The 16,535-nt window shown below is 47.2% G+C and carries 13 protein-coding genes; 7 read left to right on the top strand and 6 right to left on the bottom strand.

What is annotated here, in order from left to right; translation table 11 throughout:
- Window positions 1-8: 8 nt before the first annotated feature.
- Window positions 9-1,433, bottom strand: a complete 1,425-nt coding sequence (tig, locus tag QT998_RS05365) for a trigger factor (protein WP_333091103.1) — start codon at window positions 1,431-1,433, stop codon at window positions 9-11.
- An 836-nt stretch (window positions 1,434-2,269) separates the two neighbouring features.
- Here tig and QT998_RS05370 point away from each other — a divergent pair.
- The 3 genes from QT998_RS05370 (at window position 2,270) to QT998_RS05380 (ending at window position 6,783) form a co-directional block, all read left to right on the top strand.
- Window positions 2,270-3,328 carry an aspartate-semialdehyde dehydrogenase gene (locus tag QT998_RS05370; protein ID WP_333217941.1) on the top strand — a complete coding sequence of 353 codons (1,059 nt, stop codon included), beginning with the start codon at window positions 2,270-2,272 and terminating at the stop codon, window positions 3,326-3,328.
- 331 nt (window positions 3,329-3,659) lie between these two features.
- Window positions 3,660-4,553 carry a 4-hydroxy-tetrahydrodipicolinate synthase gene (dapA, locus tag QT998_RS05375; protein WP_333115687.1) on the top strand — a complete coding sequence of 298 codons (894 nt, stop codon included), beginning with the start codon at window positions 3,660-3,662 and terminating at the stop codon, window positions 4,551-4,553.
- A 337-nt stretch (window positions 4,554-4,890) separates the two neighbouring features.
- Entirely contained in the window at window positions 4,891-6,783 is a 1,893-nt protein-coding gene (locus tag QT998_RS05380; protein WP_333091107.1) for a ribonuclease J, read from the top strand.
- Between the two features lie 131 nt (window positions 6,784-6,914).
- Here QT998_RS05380 and QT998_RS05385 read toward each other — a convergent pair whose 3' ends face one another.
- From QT998_RS05385 to QT998_RS05395, 3 genes are all read right to left on the bottom strand, one after another.
- Window positions 6,915-7,190, bottom strand: coding sequence for a MoaD/ThiS family protein (locus QT998_RS05385; protein ID WP_333091109.1), 276 nt, complete (start codon window positions 7,188-7,190; stop codon window positions 6,915-6,917).
- Between the two features lie 230 nt (window positions 7,191-7,420).
- Window positions 7,421-8,719 (bottom strand): threonine synthase, encoded by a 1,299-nt coding sequence (thrC, locus tag QT998_RS05390; RefSeq protein ID WP_194010722.1) that lies wholly within the window; start codon window positions 8,717-8,719, stop codon window positions 7,421-7,423.
- A gap of 622 nt (window positions 8,720-9,341) precedes the next feature.
- On the bottom strand, window positions 9,342-9,602 hold the full coding sequence (locus tag QT998_RS05395) for a MoaD/ThiS family protein (RefSeq protein ID WP_194010723.1): 261 nt from the start codon (window positions 9,600-9,602) through the stop codon (window positions 9,342-9,344).
- A 497-nt stretch (window positions 9,603-10,099) separates the two neighbouring features.
- Here QT998_RS05395 and QT998_RS05400 point away from each other — a divergent pair, with 497 nt between their 5' ends.
- A complete protein-coding gene (locus QT998_RS05400) occupies window positions 10,100-10,387 on the top strand; it encodes a hypothetical protein (RefSeq protein ID WP_194010724.1) in 288 nt (95 codons plus the stop codon).
- An 807-nt stretch (window positions 10,388-11,194) separates the two neighbouring features.
- On the opposite strand, the gene QT998_RS05405 is transcribed toward QT998_RS05400, so the two are convergent.
- Both QT998_RS05405 and QT998_RS05410 read right to left on the bottom strand, forming a co-directional pair.
- On the bottom strand, window positions 11,195-12,571 hold the full coding sequence (locus QT998_RS05405; protein ID WP_333115689.1) for a cytochrome P450: 1,377 nt from the start codon (window positions 12,569-12,571) through the stop codon (window positions 11,195-11,197).
- A 138-nt stretch (window positions 12,572-12,709) separates the two neighbouring features.
- Entirely contained in the window at window positions 12,710-13,315 is a 606-nt protein-coding gene (locus QT998_RS05410; RefSeq protein WP_333115691.1) for a hypothetical protein, read from the bottom strand.
- 680 nt (window positions 13,316-13,995) lie between these two features.
- Here QT998_RS05410 and QT998_RS05415 point away from each other — a divergent pair.
- The 3 genes from QT998_RS05415 (at window position 13,996) to QT998_RS05425 (ending at window position 16,364) form a co-directional block, all read left to right on the top strand.
- Complete coding sequence (locus QT998_RS05415) at window positions 13,996-14,643, top strand: COP23 domain-containing protein (protein WP_333115694.1); 648 nt, start codon at window positions 13,996-13,998, stop codon at window positions 14,641-14,643.
- 177 nt (window positions 14,644-14,820) lie between these two features.
- A complete protein-coding gene (locus QT998_RS05420) occupies window positions 14,821-15,123 on the top strand; it encodes a hypothetical protein (RefSeq protein ID WP_333091113.1) in 303 nt (100 codons plus the stop codon).
- Window positions 15,108-16,364, top strand: coding sequence for a COP23 domain-containing protein (locus QT998_RS05425; protein ID WP_333115697.1), 1,257 nt, complete (start codon window positions 15,108-15,110; stop codon window positions 16,362-16,364). The genes QT998_RS05420 and QT998_RS05425 overlap by 16 nt, the downstream gene beginning before the upstream one ends.
- Window positions 16,365-16,535 lie beyond the last annotated feature (171 nt).

The following is a 16,535-nucleotide window of genomic DNA, read 5'->3' on the forward strand; positions in this document are numbered from 1 at the left end:
AGAAGGTTTTACTCTTGGCCTACGACTTCCACATCAACAACGCTAGTGGCTGCTTCTTCTCCAGAAACTTCAGCGTCTTCTGCTTCTGATTCTTCGTCTAGAGCAGGATTGAGAGAGCCTTCAGGTACGAGTTCGATCGTACCTTTTTCCTCCAACCATTTCAGAGTTTTTTGTTTGAGCAAGTCTTCTCCTACAAATTCCCGCAACTTTTCAGGGTCAAAATTTCCTTTAGGAAACTGCTTTCTGACTTTTGCGACTTCTGCTGCTACTTCCGAGTCTTCCACATACAAGGATTCGAGCTTGGCCACTTCTGCCAGAGCTAGAGACTGCTTCAGCTTTTCTATTGCTTCCGGGCGCGAGCGTTCCCGCATCGGCCCCATATTTTCTTCGGTAAACAGTTGGTTGATATCTATGCCGTAATTTTTCAATTGCAGCGCTTGTTGGTTCAGCAAATAATCGATTTCGCGATCGACCATTGTTTCGGGAATTTCCACTTCAATTAGCTGCACGAGTGCTGCTGATATGGCTTTTTCCTTATTAGCTGATAACTTGTTTTCTTGGTCGGCTTTAAACCGAGTTTCTAGGGATGCGCGCAGTTCGGCTAAAGTTTCAAACTCGCTAACTTCTTGAGCGAAGTCGTCGTCCAACTCCGGCAATTCTTTTTCCTTAAGTTCTTTCAGAGTAATCGTAAAAACTGCTGGTTTTCCGGCTAATTCTTCACTGCTGTACTCTTCTGGAAACTGCACGGAAACTTCTCTTGTTTCTCCGGGATTCATCCCGATCATGCCTTGGATAAAACCAGGTACAAACTGATCTTCCGACAGTTCTACTTGAAAGTCTTCTGCACCGCCACCGGGAATTTCTGCGGGTGTTTCGCCTTCTGGTGCTTCGGCAAATCTACCGGCGAAGTCAACCAAAGCCACGTCTCCCAACTGAGCGGGCCGGCCTTCTACGGGGATTAAAGTTGCTTTGTCCGATCGATATTTGGCCAGTACCTCATCCACCTGAGCTTCATCATACTTAACTTCTTCTGCTTGAAGCTGCAAGCCGGTGTACTGATTCATTTTCACTTCTGGTTGTACGTCAACCTTAGCCGAAAAAGTCAGAGGCTGTTCTGGATCGAACTTTTCTAGCAATTCTTCAAACTCGGTACGCAGTTCAAAACTGCCAATCGCCTGAATTTTTTCTTGTTCGAGGGCTTTTTGTAGCGAGTCGTTAATCAAATTTTCCAAAGCCGTCGCCTTCAAACGAGTCTGGCCCAGGCGCTGCAGCAAAATGTTGCGGGGAACTTTGCCTTTGCGGAACCCAGGAATATTCACTTCGCGAGCGAATTGTTTAATTACCTGCTCGTAAGCTTGTTTGGATTTTTCTGATGGAATTTCGATTTCCAGACCAATTTGGCTGGCTGGAAGTTTTTCCTGGGTTACTTTCATCGGCTTTTTTTGATATTAAACAATAGTTATCGAGAAATGCAGAGGGCAGGAGGCAGGAGGAATACTGATTTCTACCCTCTGCCTGTGACAGCAGTTCGGTTTTAAGACCCCACCAAATTTTAATTGGGTGACTTTTATTCAAAAGGGGATTGATACCCCTGCTGAATAAGATTTTCTGCCTTCTGCCTTCTGCCTCCTGCCTCCTTCAAAAAATACATACAAATTTGACTTTGCCTGCATTTTAAGTTTCTACGCTTTCCATAGCTGTACAGCTACAAACACCTCTACCGGATGAGACTGTAAGTCGTTTCCGGCTACTTTTTTGGATCTTACCAAATAGCTTTAGTTTGAGGATACTAGCTTTTGCTGCTAGAAATGTGGAGGTTAAATCCACCAATCGCCGATGCACAATAGCACAAATCGCCCTCTGATGTCAATGTGGCGGGGACGATCGGCGCTGCCATCAAAGGATGTGCTTGCTAAAATGCAGGTAGCTCCTAAAAGCTAACCGGATGCGAATTGGACGCGATCGCGAGGCGAAAGATGCTAAACTGGGATTGAGTGCGATCGACCGCTGCGGTTAACTGCACCTCTACCACAGGCTCGCGTTCTGATATCGCATAAATAAAATAAATTAATTTTGATAAGCTATTGTAAATTTAAATTGTATATTTCCCGAACAGCTTAAAAATCCTCTCCCCCTCGGACTCTGGGACTCTGGGACTCTGGGACTCTGGGACTCTCTCCCCCTGATTCGCCATACACAAGCTCTCAGGCGCAACAGCTTGTGATGCCGTTATTTAAATTTTTGATTTCGATCGTAGAAACTATAATTTGTGGAGGAAACTAATTTGTCTCAATCCTACCGAGTTGCCATATTAGGAGCCACCGGCGCAGTCGGTGCCGAGTTGCTAGAACTCTTGTACAGCAGGAAATTTCCGATTTCTGAATTGAAGCTGTTAGCTTCGGAGCGTTCCGCCGGCACAAAAGTGCCCTTTGGCGGCGAGATGCTGACGGTCGAAGCAGTTTCGGAGCGATCGTTCGATAATGTGGATCTAGTGCTCGCCTCCGCAGGCGGTTCTACTTCTAAACTATGGGCTCCGAAAGCCGTGGCCGCTGGGGCAGTGGTAATTGACAATTCCAGCGCTTTCCGCATGGATGCGACGGTGCCGCTAGTGGTTCCCGAAGTCAATCCCGAAGCGGTGGCTGCTCACCGAGGTATCATTGCTAATCCCAACTGCACGACGATTTTGATGGCAGTTGCCGTTTGGCCGCTTCACAAAGTTAGGCCTGTGAAGCGCATAGTTGTAGCGACTTACCAGTCTGCTAGCGGCGCGGGAGCCAGAGCAATGGAGGAAACGAAAGCTCAAGCCAGAGCAATTTTGGCTGGGGAAACTCCCAAAACTGAGATATTTCCTTACCCGTTAGCTTTTAATTTGTTTCCGCACAATACGCCGATTAACGATTTGGGGTATTGTGAGGAAGAGATGAAAATGCTAAACGAAACTCGGAAGATATTCGGTACGGACGAAATTAAAATTACTGCAACTTGCGTGCGGGTTCCCGTACTCCGCGCCCATTCCGAAGCGATTAATCTAGAGTTTGCAGAGCCTTTTAGTCCGATCGAGGCCAGGGAAATATTAAAGGGGGCGATCGGGGTTAAGCTGGTAGAAGACTGGCAAGCTAATTATTTCCCGATGCCTGTAGAAGCCAGCGGTAAGGATGAGGTGTTAGTCGGCAGGATTCGCCAAGATATTTCTCACCCCTGCGGGTTAGAGATGTGGCTGAGCGGCGATCAAATTCGCAAAGGGGCGGCTTTAAATGCGGTGCAGATAGCTGAGTTGCTAGCAGAAAAAGATTTGTTGCGAATCAAAGCAGCGGCTGCTTATAATTAAGGTGGACTCGACCCAAAAAAACGGATAAAAGCCTCCTACTCAAATTTAAGTAGTGTCGTAAAAAACCTAAAATTTTAGGATCGAGTTAATCTCCCAGATAAATCTGCAGCAGCAAGTAAATCTAAAATCAAAAACTTGTTCGCTCGCGACTTGTGAGCCAGCGTAGCCGAAGCAAGTCGAAAAATTTCAAACTTGTACGCTCGCGAAGCCGAAGTATCTAAAATCGACTGAGGCTGGCAATTGGGCAAGAGAAATGGCGACTTTAGATAAACCTTCGATCTAAAATCAAAAAGTTAAAATCAACAATCAACAGTCTAAAATCGGAGAAAGTGTGGTAAAGTTTGGACGGGTTCTGACTGCAATGATTACGCCGTTTAAGGAAGACGGCAGCGTTAACTATGCAGTAGCAGAACGGTTGGCAGTTCATTTAGCCGATCACGGTACGGACAGCTTGGTAGTGTGCGGAACTACAGGCGAGTCTCCCACTATGAGCTGGGATGAAGAGTACGAATTATTTCAGGTGGTGCAAAAGGCAGTCTCCGGTAAAGCTTTGGTAATAGCAGGAGCCGGATCGAATTCTACTTCCGAAGCAGTCGCAGCTACGAAAAATGCAGCTAAACTCGGATTGGACGGGTGCTTGCAGGTGGTTCCTTATTACAACAAGCCGCCGCAAGAAGGTTTGTACAATCATTTTCGGACGATCGCGCAATCTGCTCCAGAATTGCCTATAATGTTATATAACATCCCCGGTCGCACAGGCCAAAATATGTTGCCGGAAACAGTAGCTCGACTGGCCCAAATCCCCAACATTGCGGCCGTAAAAGAAGCAAGTGGCAACTTGGATCAAGCCAGCCAAATTCGACGCTTGACACCACCTGAATTTGCCATCTATGCTGGAGATGATTCCCTAACCTTGCCGATGTTGGCTGTAGGAGGATCTGGTGTAGTTAGCGTAGCCAGCCATCTGGTAGGAGAGCAACTGCAACAGATGATCGAAGCTTTTGAGACCGGTCAAGTTCAAGTCGCTACCCAGATTCACTTGCAACTTTTTGACTTGTTTAAAGCTCTCTTTCTCACCACAAATCCCATTCCCGTCAAAGCAGCTCTCAAACTTCAAGGCTGGGATGTAGGTTCCACCCGTCCGCCCCTGTGCGATCCGCCCGTTGAGGTAACTCAAAAGTTAAAGGACGTACTGGATAAGCTAGCAGCAGTATCTACTAGCTAGATAGGCGAGAACGAGTTTTCAGACAACTGAATATTAGTTGTAATGAGTCATTAGTCATTAGTCCTCATTCATCAGTCATTAACTGTTAGTAATTAGCTAATAGTGAAGGATTAAATACTGAGAATTAAAGATTGAAGGCGGAAGACAACTGACTGTACGGGAGAGTAAAACCCGTAGGGGATTTTTTCACAAATATCTTGGAAAAAATCGCCCCCATCTAACGAACAGCAGACGACAAAAGACAGTAGAAAACAGACAAAAGACAGTAGACGACAGACAACAGACACCAGTCAACAGTTAACAGTTAACACTCAAAAATAACTAACAAAGGATACGCATGATCAAAAATACAACTGCATCGGCTCTAAAAGTGATTCCCCTCGGCGGGCTGCACGAAATTGGAAAAAACACTTGCGTGTTCGAGTACGGTGACGAAATAATTCTTTTAGATGCAGGTTTAGCATTCCCGACAGATGGAATGCACGGTGTAAATATTGTCCTCCCAGACATGACTTACCTGCGGGAAAACAGCCACAAAATCAAAGGTATGATCGTGACTCACGGTCACGAAGACCACATCGGCGGCATCCCTTATCACCTCAAAGAATTTGAAATTCCCGTCATTTACGGCCCGCGTTTGGCGATGGCTTTGCTAGCCGGAAAATTGGAAGAAGCGGGAGTATCTCACCGCACAGAATTAAGGACAGTGAGACCGCGGGATACGGTGAGAATTGGCAAGAATTTCTTAGTCGAATACATCCGCAACACTCACTCAATGGCCGACAGCTTTACGGTGGCGATTCACACTCCAGTCGGAATTATCATCCACACCGGAGACTTTAAAATTGACCACACTCCTGTAGACGGCGAACATTTCGACTTGCAAAAGCTGGCGGAATACGGCGAGAGAGGCGTGCTGTGCTTGATCAGCGATTCTACTAACTCGGAAGTTCCCGGTTTTACCGCTTCAGAACGTTCTGTCGCTCCGAATTTAGATAGAATTATCGCTCAAGCAACGGGACGGGTACTGCTGACGACTTTTGCTTCATCGGTACACCGATTGCAAATTGTTTTAGAATTGGCTAAGAAAAACAATCGGTTTGTGGGAGTGGTAGGTCGATCGATGTTGAACGTCATCTCTCACTGCCGCAATCTCGGCTACATTAAATGCGAAGACAGTCTGTTCAAACCGCTCAGAGAAATCCGCAATTTGCCAGATGACAAGGTTTTGATTTTGACTACAGGTTCCCAAGGCGAACCGATGGCGGCGATGACTCGGATTGCTAACGGCGAACATCACGAACTGAAAATCAGAAAAGGCGATACAGTGATTTTCTCAGCTAATCCGATTCCGGGAAATACGATCGCAGTGGTAAACACGATCGACAAACTGATGATGCTGGGAGCAAACGTAGTTTACGGGCGCGACAAAGGCATTCACGTTTCCGGGCACGGCTGTCAGGAAGATCAAAAGTTAATGATCAACATGACCCGTCCCAAGTTCTTCTTGCCGGTACACGGAGAACACCGGATGCTGATTCAGCACTCCAAGACAGCTCAAAGTATGGGCATTCCCGCGAGCAATATGGTGATTATTGACAACGGCGATGTCGTAGAACTAACAGAAAATTCGATCCGAGTTGCTGGTACAGTACCTTCAGGAATTGAATTAGTAGACTCTTCTCGATCGGGCGTTGTCAAAGCAAACGTCCTCAAAGAACGTCAGCAGTTAGCCGGAGATGGCGCGGTAACAGTAGCTGCGGCGTTGAATGCAGAAGGCAAATTAGTTGCTAAGCCAGAAATACACTTGAAAGGTGTAGTCACATCAGCCGATCGCACACTATTACAACAGTCGATCGCTCAAACGATAGACACAGTTTTGAGCGATCGCTGGTCAGAATTTGTCACGCCTTCTGCAACTACCGAATCAGGAGTTGACGTAGACTGGGCAGGAGTGCAAACGCAAATAGAACGAGCAATTGCACGAGTGCTGCGCCGGGAACTTCAAAGCAATCCCATGCTAGTATTCCTGATGCAAATTCCCGAAGGAGCATCATTTGTGCGACGGGAACCAGCAGAAGTAACACCAGGTTCTCTAGAAGCACCCAAACTATTAGGTTCATCACCGACATCAGCACCAACGCCGCCGCCAGCGCCAGTTCCTGTGAATAAAGTAACAGGTCGTCGTCGCCCCCGGACTGCAGCCAAGGTCGCTTCCACCGTCTCCTAGAATTAACAATCCCTGGTAAAGCCAGGGATTTATTTTTCAACCGCAGACGAACGCAAAAAAACGCAGATAGTCGTTAATTCTTCTATCTGCGTCCATTTGTGTTAATCTGCCAGCATCTGCGGTAGCAAAAATCAACCACCAGCAACTGCTGGAACAATACTCACTTCATCGCCATCTTGGAGGGCTGTTTTTGAGCCGTCCAAAAAGCGGATATCTTCGCTATTGACGTAGAAATTCAAAAACCTGCGGGGTTCTCCCTTTTCATCGCACAAGCTTTTTTTGATACCGGGACAATTTGATTCGAGGGATTCAATCAACTCAGAAATATTCTCGCCGCCGCATTGGATAGTGGCTTGATTGTTGGTGAATTTTTGCAGCGGAGTGGGAATTAAAACTTTAACAGTCATTTTTTTAGTCCTTAGTAAGTAATCAGTAGTAAGTAGTAAGTAGTCAGTGGTAAGTAGTCAGTAGTCAGTAGTCAGTAGTCAGTAGGTAGGGGCGGTGGATGGTGCGTGCGGGCCCTCTTAGTAGCCAACAGCCAACAGCCAACAGTCAACAGTCAACAGTCAACAGTCAACAGTCAACAGCTTGATAACTAATGACCAATGACCAATGACCAATGACCAATGACTAATAATTAAACCGAAACTTGCTGCCATTCTAAGCGTTCGAGCGTGCGGGCGCGTTCTAGGGCGCGCTCGAAGGCTTCTAATTTCGGTTCGAGGGTGATAGGTTCGCCGATGTAACCTTGGACGGCTTCCTGAGTCTTCAAACCGTTGCCGGTGATGTAGGCGACGGTGGTTTCGTCGGGGTTGATTTTACCTGCTTCTACAAGTTTCTTCAAGACTGCGATCGTCGTGCCGCCAGCGGTTTCGGTGAATATGCCTTCGGTTTCGGCTAGCAGTTTCATGCCTTCGATGATTTCGGTGTCGCTGACGGATTCGATGTTCCCGTTAGTTTTGCGGGCGATTTCCAAGGCGTACATACCGTCTGCTGGGTTGCCGATCGCGATCGACTTAGCAATAGTATTCGGTTTCACTGGCGTTACAAAATCGCGGCCTTCGCGGTATGCTTGGGCGATCGGCGAACAGCCGTCAGCTTGAGCGCCACTGAACCGAACTTTCTTCTCATCAACCAAACCGACTTCGATGAATTCATTAAAGCCTTTGTAGATTTTTGTGAACAAAGAGCCGGAAGCGAGGGGGGCGACGATGTGATCTGGCAACTGCCAGCCTAGCTGTTCGGCAACTTCGTAGCCGAGGGTTTTCGAGCCTTCGGAGTAGTAGGGACGCAAGTTAATGTTGACAAATCCCCAGCCGTGTGTATTGGCGACTTCGCAGCACAGGCGGTTAACTTGGTCGTAGTTGCCGTGAACTGCCATTACAGTTGGATTGTAAATCAGAGTCCCGAGGACTTTGCCTGATTCTAAGTCGGAGGGGATGAAAACTACGCAGTCGAGGCCGGCGTGGGCGGCGATCGCAGCGGTGGAGTTAGCTAAGTTGCCAGTGCTGGCACAGGATACTGTTGTGAAACCCAATTCTCTCGCTCTGCTGAGGGCGACTGACACCACTCTGTCCTTAAAGCTGAGAGTGGGCATATTGACGGCATCGTTTTTAATATAAAGATTTTTTAGACCGAGACGGCGGGCCAAGCGGTGGGATTTTACTAAAGGAGTCATGCCGGTGCCGACATCGATGACGTTATCTGTAGCGACGGGTAAAAATTCACGGTAGCGCCAGATCGAGTTGGGGCCTGCTTGGATCGTTTGGCGAGTGACGCGGCGGCGGATTGCTTCGTAGTCGTACTTGACCTCAAGCGGGCCAAAACAGCAATCGCAGACGTGCTTGGCTTGGAGTTCGTACTCTTCACCGCATTCTTTACATTTGAGGGCTGTGAAGGTTGCTGCTGTGGATTGGGTTCTGGTTGCTTGGGTCATAGCTCAACTCTCTAGTTTTGCGATGTTTTCTAATTCTTAGGACAGATTAACACGGTGGATCTACCCCGTCAACCATACCCGACTTTTTTGGTCGGGATTAATTTTTCAGCAGTTTTTTGTCCGAAACTGCAGGTGGTTGGATAGTCCTCAATCTCTTTCTCAGAGCAGTTTCTAGGCTATGCAGAATAGTGTTGGTTCAGAGGAAAAATCTCTTGTTTAACCGAACTCAAGTATAATTTGGCTGCAAAACTAATTTCAAAACTTTATAAAGTTTTTTTGCTGGGTGACTCAAAACGACAAACTACAGGGTTGATGCGCGGGCGAGAAACCAGGTTTCTACGAGATTTTGGATTGAGTCACGAGAAATATCGCCAGAAACCCGGTTTCTGAATTCACCGCGCGGGCGAGAAACCAGGTTTCTACGAGATTTTGGATTGAGTCACGAGAAATATCGCCAGAAACCCGGTTTCTGAATTCACCGCGCGGGCGAGAAACCAGGTTTCTACGAGATTTTGGGTTGAGTCACGAGAAATATCCCCAGAAACCCGGTTTCTGAATTCACCGCACTAACCGCGCGGGCTTTCCCAATTCTTCAATCGAAAATCCAAAATCCAAAATCGTATTATCCACCGCTGACGGGGGGGATGAGTACAACTTCGTCGCCGTCTTGGAGGATGGTGTCGGGAGAGACGAATTCTAGGTTGACGCCGAAGCGGGTGCGATCGCGCCACTGTTCTAATTGAGGATATTGGGCGATCGAGTTTTCGAGCACTTGAGACACTGGAGTTTCGGGAGGGAGTTCTACAGTAAGGAAGGAAACGCCGTAGGCTTCACCGAAGGCGGCGAACAGTTTAACGGTGACGGTAATCGAAGAATTAGACACGGCTGTTTTGTGCGATCGACAGTTTGGCAATTATCAACTAAACCATACAATTAATGTGGAATTAGGCACGCCGAGGCTTAGAATTGAAAACAGCAATCTCTAGTTACGTTTTACCCGATCGGGCAAACATGACTGTTGATTGCAACAGAAATTTTGAACAGTCTTGTATGCCGATAGCTCTCAACAACCAGGCGTTAGAAGCAGTTAGCATCCACTTAAATGCACTTAACTCATGTCTAGTTGGCTGCTTTTGAGGCTACTGCCAAACTATTTTTTGAGTATCCAGCATAAATACTTGACCGTAATTGTAGGAGAGTACAAAAACATCGCACTAAATTTAGCGGGATACAACCCAGACCATGCCTTAGAAAATCGCTAAATTTAGACTAAATATCTGGTTTTTCAGCCCAGATGATAATTCCCCAAGCCTTTTCCTGCTTAGCCAGCGTGCCGTTCTATCTAAGAATAATAGTGAAATTAACGCGATCGAGATATTTATGGCAAGTAACGATTTTAAAGTCCTGCAAATTATTGAAGCTAAAGGCTGGTACGCCTTTGGAAGTACCAAGCAAAGCCAGCACGTTGAGAGGTGGGTAAGACCTGTCGTGTGTTGGGTTTTAATAGAAGATAAAAAAAAGCGGCGGATTGTGACTGCTACCGCTAGCTATCAGATAGAGATTGACGACAAAGAAGTCGAATTTTTTGCCCACGAAAGCGAAATTAAAGATGTCGAGAGCCTCCCCAAGTCGGTCTCGGTTTCGGAATTCCTGAAAACAGAAGATTGAAAAGGGGGCAGAAGAAGAGCGTTTAACAAGTTATTAACTATTCCTTAGTAATTCCTTAAACTTGCTGCCCGATTCTATTTCAATTGCAGACAGAACCTCCCTAATTGCGGAGAGGGGCAGATGGGGAGAGAGGAGAATTTCTACTTTTGTCTTGCTTTCTGCATCTCTAGCCGCAAGTCTTCAAATCCCAAAAAATAAAGAAGCCGGAAGATTGCAGGCAATGCCAACACGCTTCCGACCTTTGCTAAATAACAGGGTATGCATATGTTTCTAAAGTATGGCAGGGAAGCCTTCTAGATATCAAGAGGACTATTGCAATCACCCACAGAAATTTATTAAACTTGGTGGCGGATGCTTTTTCAATTTGAGGATAAACCACTCTAATTGAAGAGAGGGGAGGTGAGAAGATAGGGAGAATTTATACTTTTGCCTTGCCTTCTGCATCAGAAAGTCCAAGGTCTAAACTAGCCCAAAAAATAAAGAGGTCGGAAGATTGCTGGCAATGCCAACACGCTTCCGACCTTGCTGAATAACAGGGTATGCATATGTTTTTAAAGTATGGCAGCCAAGCTTTCGAGATATCAAGAGGGCTATTGCAATCACCCACTTTTGCTTTCAGGTTGTGTTTGCAAGGTTCATACCATTTTAGACTTAAAATTTGAAACTTGAGAGCGGGTGATGGTTACAGGTTAAGGATTCTAGCGGTTTTTATGTAGCGGGTGCTACAAAAAATGGGCGCTTGCCGGTCGTAAGCGAAGCAGACCGAAGGTATCGCCCATTCTTCCCTAATTCTTTGCAGCTACAACATCAAACCCCACTAACCACAGGTTCAGGCTTTGACTGCCGCATCCGCCGCCCCAGCAGAGCCATCCGCACGCCACCGGCCGGCCCTAAAGTCACCCCTCGGCGTTTTGCCTGTACGGGCTTTTTCTCGGTCAATACTAAGTTGAAATCCCGCAAAATGGTTGCCAGCACGAGTTTCATCTCCAACTGGGCCAGCGCCAAGCCGATACAGCGGCGGCTGCCACCTCCAAAGGGCAAATACTCGTAAGGCGAGAATTGCCTCTCCAAAAACCGTTCCGGCTTAAATTGCAGCGGTTCTGGATACAAATCCTCCCGCCGGTGGGTTAAATAAATCGAGCCGACGACAACCGTGCCCGGTTCGAGTTGATATCCCATCAGTTCTACGGGCGCGAGCGCTTCTCGCGCAAACGTCAGCATTCCCACCGGGTAAATACGCAGCGTCTCCTGACAAACTGCACTCAGGTAAGGTAAGCGGAAAATCTCCATCGGGTCGGGATTTTCCCCCAAACTGTCCAATTCTTGCAGCAACTTCTGGCGTACCGAGGGCAAACTGTGAATCCAGTAAAATGCCCAAGCTAAGGCCGTTGCGGTGGTTTCGTGACCTGCAAACAGCAGCGTCATCAACTCGTCGCGCAATTCCTCATTGGTCATCGGTTGGCCGTTTTCGTCGCGCGCGGTCATCATTAAGCTGAGAATGTCGGTGCGGTTGGCGTCTGGTTGCAGTCTGCGTTCTTCAATTTCCGCGTCCATCAGTTCGTCAATTGTCCGCTGCCGCTGTTTCATCCGTCCCCAAGGACTCCAAGAGCCCCAATCTTGCTGCATCCAGCCGAAAAACAGCATACTCGATCGCAGGGGAGAGTTGGTCATATCGACGACTGAGGCAAGTAAGGGCCTGATCTCTTCCAATCGCGGCCCGTCATCCATGCCGAAGACAGCTTGCAAGATTACCCGCATGGTGACTTCCTGCATGGCGCTGCGAGCAACAAAAGGTCGATCAGCCGACCATTTGCTGGCAACATCTTGAGCGATATCGCAAATTAGTTGGCCGTAATTCCGCATCCGTTCGCCGTGAAAGGGCGGCATCAATAATTGGCGCTCGCGTTTGTGCCTTTCTCCCGAGAGCATAATCATGGATTCTTCTCCCAGCATGGGTTTTAGGATGCTGTTAAGGCGGCCTGGAGCGTGAAATGCGTTGCTGTTGAGCATCTCCTGGACAGCTTGGGGGTGGTGGATCATCACCAATGGTTTCCCGTTGTTCAGTTGAGCTGTGAAAATGTCGCCGTATTGTTTGGCATATTTATCCATGAATGTCAATGGATCGCCGATCCATTGAATTAGCTGCACAAAGGGTGGAGCTTTGGGGCCGTTAGGTAGTGTCATAGGAATTACCTGGGTTTGGGTCACAGGACTTAGCAGCATCAACAAATCTCAAAGGGTTTGAAGGTTTGTTCAATCCCTCCCAACCCTTGTTTTTCAGGGGAGAATTGCGTAAGTCCCATCTCCAATAATTTTAAGAGGTTATTCTCGAACGGTGCTTACAATGTCCTGTCCCAGTTCTGTAAAACGCACTGTTTTGATTTGCCAAGGAGCATAACTGGTTAAAGTTTGGCGCACGCCTCCAAACAAACCTAGCATTTGACAGCTCGACAGATTTTGCAATTTCTGCCGGGAATTCCCGAAGGCCCGCAGATCGAGGGTCGCTATTCCGAGGTCGCGATCGATCGTTAGCCGATAGCCAACCAAACCAAGACTATCGAAAATCTGCTGTTTTAACACTTCATTAATGACGGATGACATTAACTGATTGTCGGTGCCTGTTACTGTTTCCGGGTTCAGAGTTTGACAGAGATTGTTTACCTTATAAACTTTAACGGTGACAGTATTTTCTGATGCTACTCCACTGGCTAAAACAGGAGAAATAAAGTTAGAAGCCGGAGCTGTTTGAGTCGATCGAGCCTGAAGTTGATTTCCCGTTAGCTGTAGGTCTCCGAATTGACCGGCGCTAGTTTGCGATTGGCTCTGGTTTGCGGTTAAGTTCGCTGCATCATAGCTGGAACAACTGCTACCGCCCATCAAAATTAATCCAGTGGCTAAATACCCTAACTGTTTGCAGATACGGTTCATAGTTTTTAATACTCAACTAAACGTCTGTGCGTGGAAGGTGAACTTTGGTGGTAGAAAGCACTTACTCCCTGATTACACTCACTTATGACTATTTCCCGGCATCCGCAATACAAGACGTCTTGGATAAGTTCTGGATCCATACATAAACCGCAGATTAAAAGCAGATAAGCACACTCTAGATTAGATAATTTCAGATAATTTGTGAATCAGTGCAAGAGATATACGTAGATGAAAAAAGTTAAAAGTTATTATTACTACCTGGATCTTAGTGTGGTTTCACGTAAACGGCTAAGGCACTTGATGCGTGCAACGCTGCTGCAGGGTCGGGATCTCATCAGATTAAGCTCCTAACGCTAGACTGCCAGTCAGATTGAATAACCTATCAGCGGTGTGATGTAGCGTTTCAAATCGCTTTATTCCGTCTGATTTAAACAGCTTTTTTCCGGTTGGCGAAACCTTGACCTTGATTAGTAGTAATGAGGACATATTTTTGACTGGCCCGCGCATTTTACGAGGGCTTCGGAGTGGCATAACTGGGCTTTCGGTGCAGTGACAAAACAAAATCCGCATTAAAAATCCCTGATGAGTCGGCGGTTGAAACCTCGACTGTACAAGCTTTCCTCCGCCGAGACGGACTAAGAAATAAAGCGGGTATTTAAGCCGGATTTGGTATTGCAAAGGTGCCAGTCGCTAACAACATAATTTTGCAGCCAGCCTCTGGCGCATTCAGGGTGCGATCGCAATATTTGGTGATTTTTCTACCGAATTCCATCAAAAATAGTGAGAACATCATCATGAAACAGCAATTATTGACGAAGGTTTTGGCGACAAGCGCGATCGCCCTCAGCAGCCTGACAGTGCCTTTTGAGCCTAGTTACGGCTGGAGTTCACCCAGGGAAAAGGGATTTTCGTGCAGCGCCGTCAGGGGCGCACCGGTGACGGTTTACCAAAACTCTCAAGGTGCGGTAGAGCCTTGGATTGAGTGGAATTCAGATTATTTTTCCGGTTCTGGCTACAATCCACAAACTCGGTGCCAATTAGTCAGCCAGCGCCTCGAAACCTATCGCCGCAACCGGGTGCTCAAGTACATTACAGCAGGCCGGATGAACGGCCAAAACGTCATCTGCACGGCGAATCAAGTCAACGGTTTGTGTCAAAATTTGATTTATACTCTCAGACCAGGCCAAGACCCGATCGGCTCTTTATATAATTTGTTAGCTTGGCGTCAAGGATATGTCGGGATGCCGTCTTTTGATGAATCCCGTAACATTCCTTACATTGACGTGAGGCAAAAACTAGGGGAAAGCACGGATGATGGGGGACAATAGCCGATTTTTTCGCCATCCTCCAGCGTTGCTTAATGGTTGGGCAATTTTCAAGATTGAATTATCTGTGTCGATCGGTGTTTGTACGCTTGAAATCTGCGGTTAACAGATCGATCGACAGCAATTCCTACGCAGGGCGGTGGGACAGTCGCCGCCACCTGATTCCCTGCTGGTGCTGAAGTGTGGGCAGTAGCGCGGGGTTTTGTAGAGTTGCTGCTGCCAAAATCTTTTTGTCAAGGCTATAGCTTGCGGTATACAAATAACGTTAAAATTGCCGTGAACCGCCGCCGGATTTTTAATGGCAAAGGTTTCTTGGTGGCAATTAACGATCGGGGCAGCGATCGACAGCCCGGTTTTGAGGTCTATACTTTTGAAGATGGAAGCGCGCCGACGCGAGAATTATTGGAAAAAATGGTTAAATCCAGTTGGGGAATTCCGATCGGTATACATTTGCAGTTCGTCTCGTCATGTCTGGGGAGTTAGCGATGAATTTGTGGAGTTCGCGGTTCGGGGCGCTGACAATCATCTTGACCGGTGCAATAACGGCGACAGCAATTGTCGGCCAACAATATGCTGCTTGTGCCAAAACAGCGGAAGAAATTGCTCAGGTAGCAACTTTGAGCACCGTCGAAGTTAACAATACGCTGGGTTTTGCTACTAGCGGTTCGGGAGTAATTATTGCAAAACAAGGCAATATTTATACAGTTCTGACGGCGAATCACGTTGTTGCTAGCCTCGCCCAAGAATACAGCATTCGCACTCATTTAGAAAAAAATTATAGAGCAATCAGAATACAGCGGCTGCCGAAAAACGACCGCGATATAGACTTAGCTCTGATCCAGTTTTACAGCCGAGACAATTATCCAGTAGCGCCAATTGGCGAATCAAAACGTGCTGTAGTCGGTTCTACTATTTACGTTGCTGGCTATCCACTGCCCATCGCTTCTTGGTATGAAAGAAAACTCGAATTTACTGCTGGTATTGTTTCTTCTCGTCTCGATCGCGCATCATCGGGATACGGACTGCGATATCAAGCTGTCACCAGGCGCGGCATGAGCGGCGGGCCTGTATTTGATGCTGATGGCACTGTTGTGGGAATTCACGGTCAGGGTGATACTGTTGGTACGGTGATCAGCCAGTGGAACGGTCAAATTGAGGAAATTAAAACTGGGTTGAATGCAGCAATCCCGATCGATTCTTTGATGTCGCTGCGATCGCAAGCTAAACCTAACGGGTTTGATATTCTCAGCAATATTTCGATCCAGCGCGGCTACAGCCAAACTCAATCGAATCTGGGGCCAGGAGGCTTTGTCTGCGATACCTCCACCGGCGAACCGATGACGGTTTATCAAAATCCGCAAGGGTTTAGGGAGCCTTGGATTCGCTGGAATTCTAATTTCTTTTCGGATTCTGGCTACGATCCTCTGACTCGCTGCAAACAAGTGACTCAGCGCCTGGAAAATTACAGCCGCAACAAACAGCTAAATTATGTCACTGTAGGCACTGTAAACAATCAGAAAGTGATTTGCACCAGCAGCCGCGTTAACGGGCCCTGCGAAGGTTTGATCTACACGCTGCGCCGCGATCAAGATCCGGCTCCAGCACTCAGCAGTTTCTTTGTGTGGCTGGGGAATCAGAAGGCTAGACCTTCTCTTTTTGAAAGTAGCAGTCCCGTTTATATTAATGTTGGGGAACGGCTGGGGTTAGATGTTAGCGAACCCTAATTTGTAATAGACTGCTGGCAAAATTTAGAAACAATCTGGAAAAACATCTGCGTTTATTTGTGTTTATCTGCCTAAAATCTGCGGTTTTCATAGCGCTCCAAGACTCGTGGAAGAAATCTGATCGGCGATATTTTTTCGGCAAAATCGCGCTGATTTGCTTGTGAAAATGTC

The sequence above is a fragment of the Microcoleus sp. S1D4 genome (assembly GCF_036700765.1).
GTDB lineage: Bacteria > Cyanobacteriota > Cyanobacteriia > Cyanobacteriales > Microcoleaceae > Microcoleus.

Excerpts from the sequence above, each read along its gene's own strand:
- tig (WP_333091103.1), bottom strand. The coding sequence starts at position 1,433 with ATGAAAGTAACCCAGGAAAAACTTCCAGCCAGCCAAATTGGTCTGGAA.
- QT998_RS05380 (WP_333091107.1), top strand. The coding sequence starts at position 4,891 with ATGATCAAAAATACAACTGCATCGGCTCTAAAAGTGATTCCCCTCGGC.
- QT998_RS05400 (WP_194010724.1), top strand. The coding sequence starts at position 10,100 with ATGGCAAGTAACGATTTTAAAGTCCTGCAAATTATTGAAGCTAAAGGC.
- thrC (WP_194010722.1), bottom strand. The coding sequence starts at position 8,719 with ATGACCCAAGCAACCAGAACCCAATCCACAGCAGCAACCTTCACAGCC.
- QT998_RS05405 (WP_333115689.1), bottom strand. The coding sequence starts at position 12,571 with ATGACACTACCTAACGGCCCCAAAGCTCCACCCTTTGTGCAGCTAATT.
- QT998_RS05425 (WP_333115697.1), top strand. The coding sequence starts at position 15,108 with ATGTCTGGGGAGTTAGCGATGAATTTGTGGAGTTCGCGGTTCGGGGCG.
- QT998_RS05410 (WP_333115691.1), bottom strand. The coding sequence starts at position 13,315 with ATGAACCGTATCTGCAAACAGTTAGGGTATTTAGCCACTGGATTAATT.
- QT998_RS05385 (WP_333091109.1), bottom strand. The coding sequence starts at position 7,190 with ATGACTGTTAAAGTTTTAATTCCCACTCCGCTGCAAAAATTCACCAAC.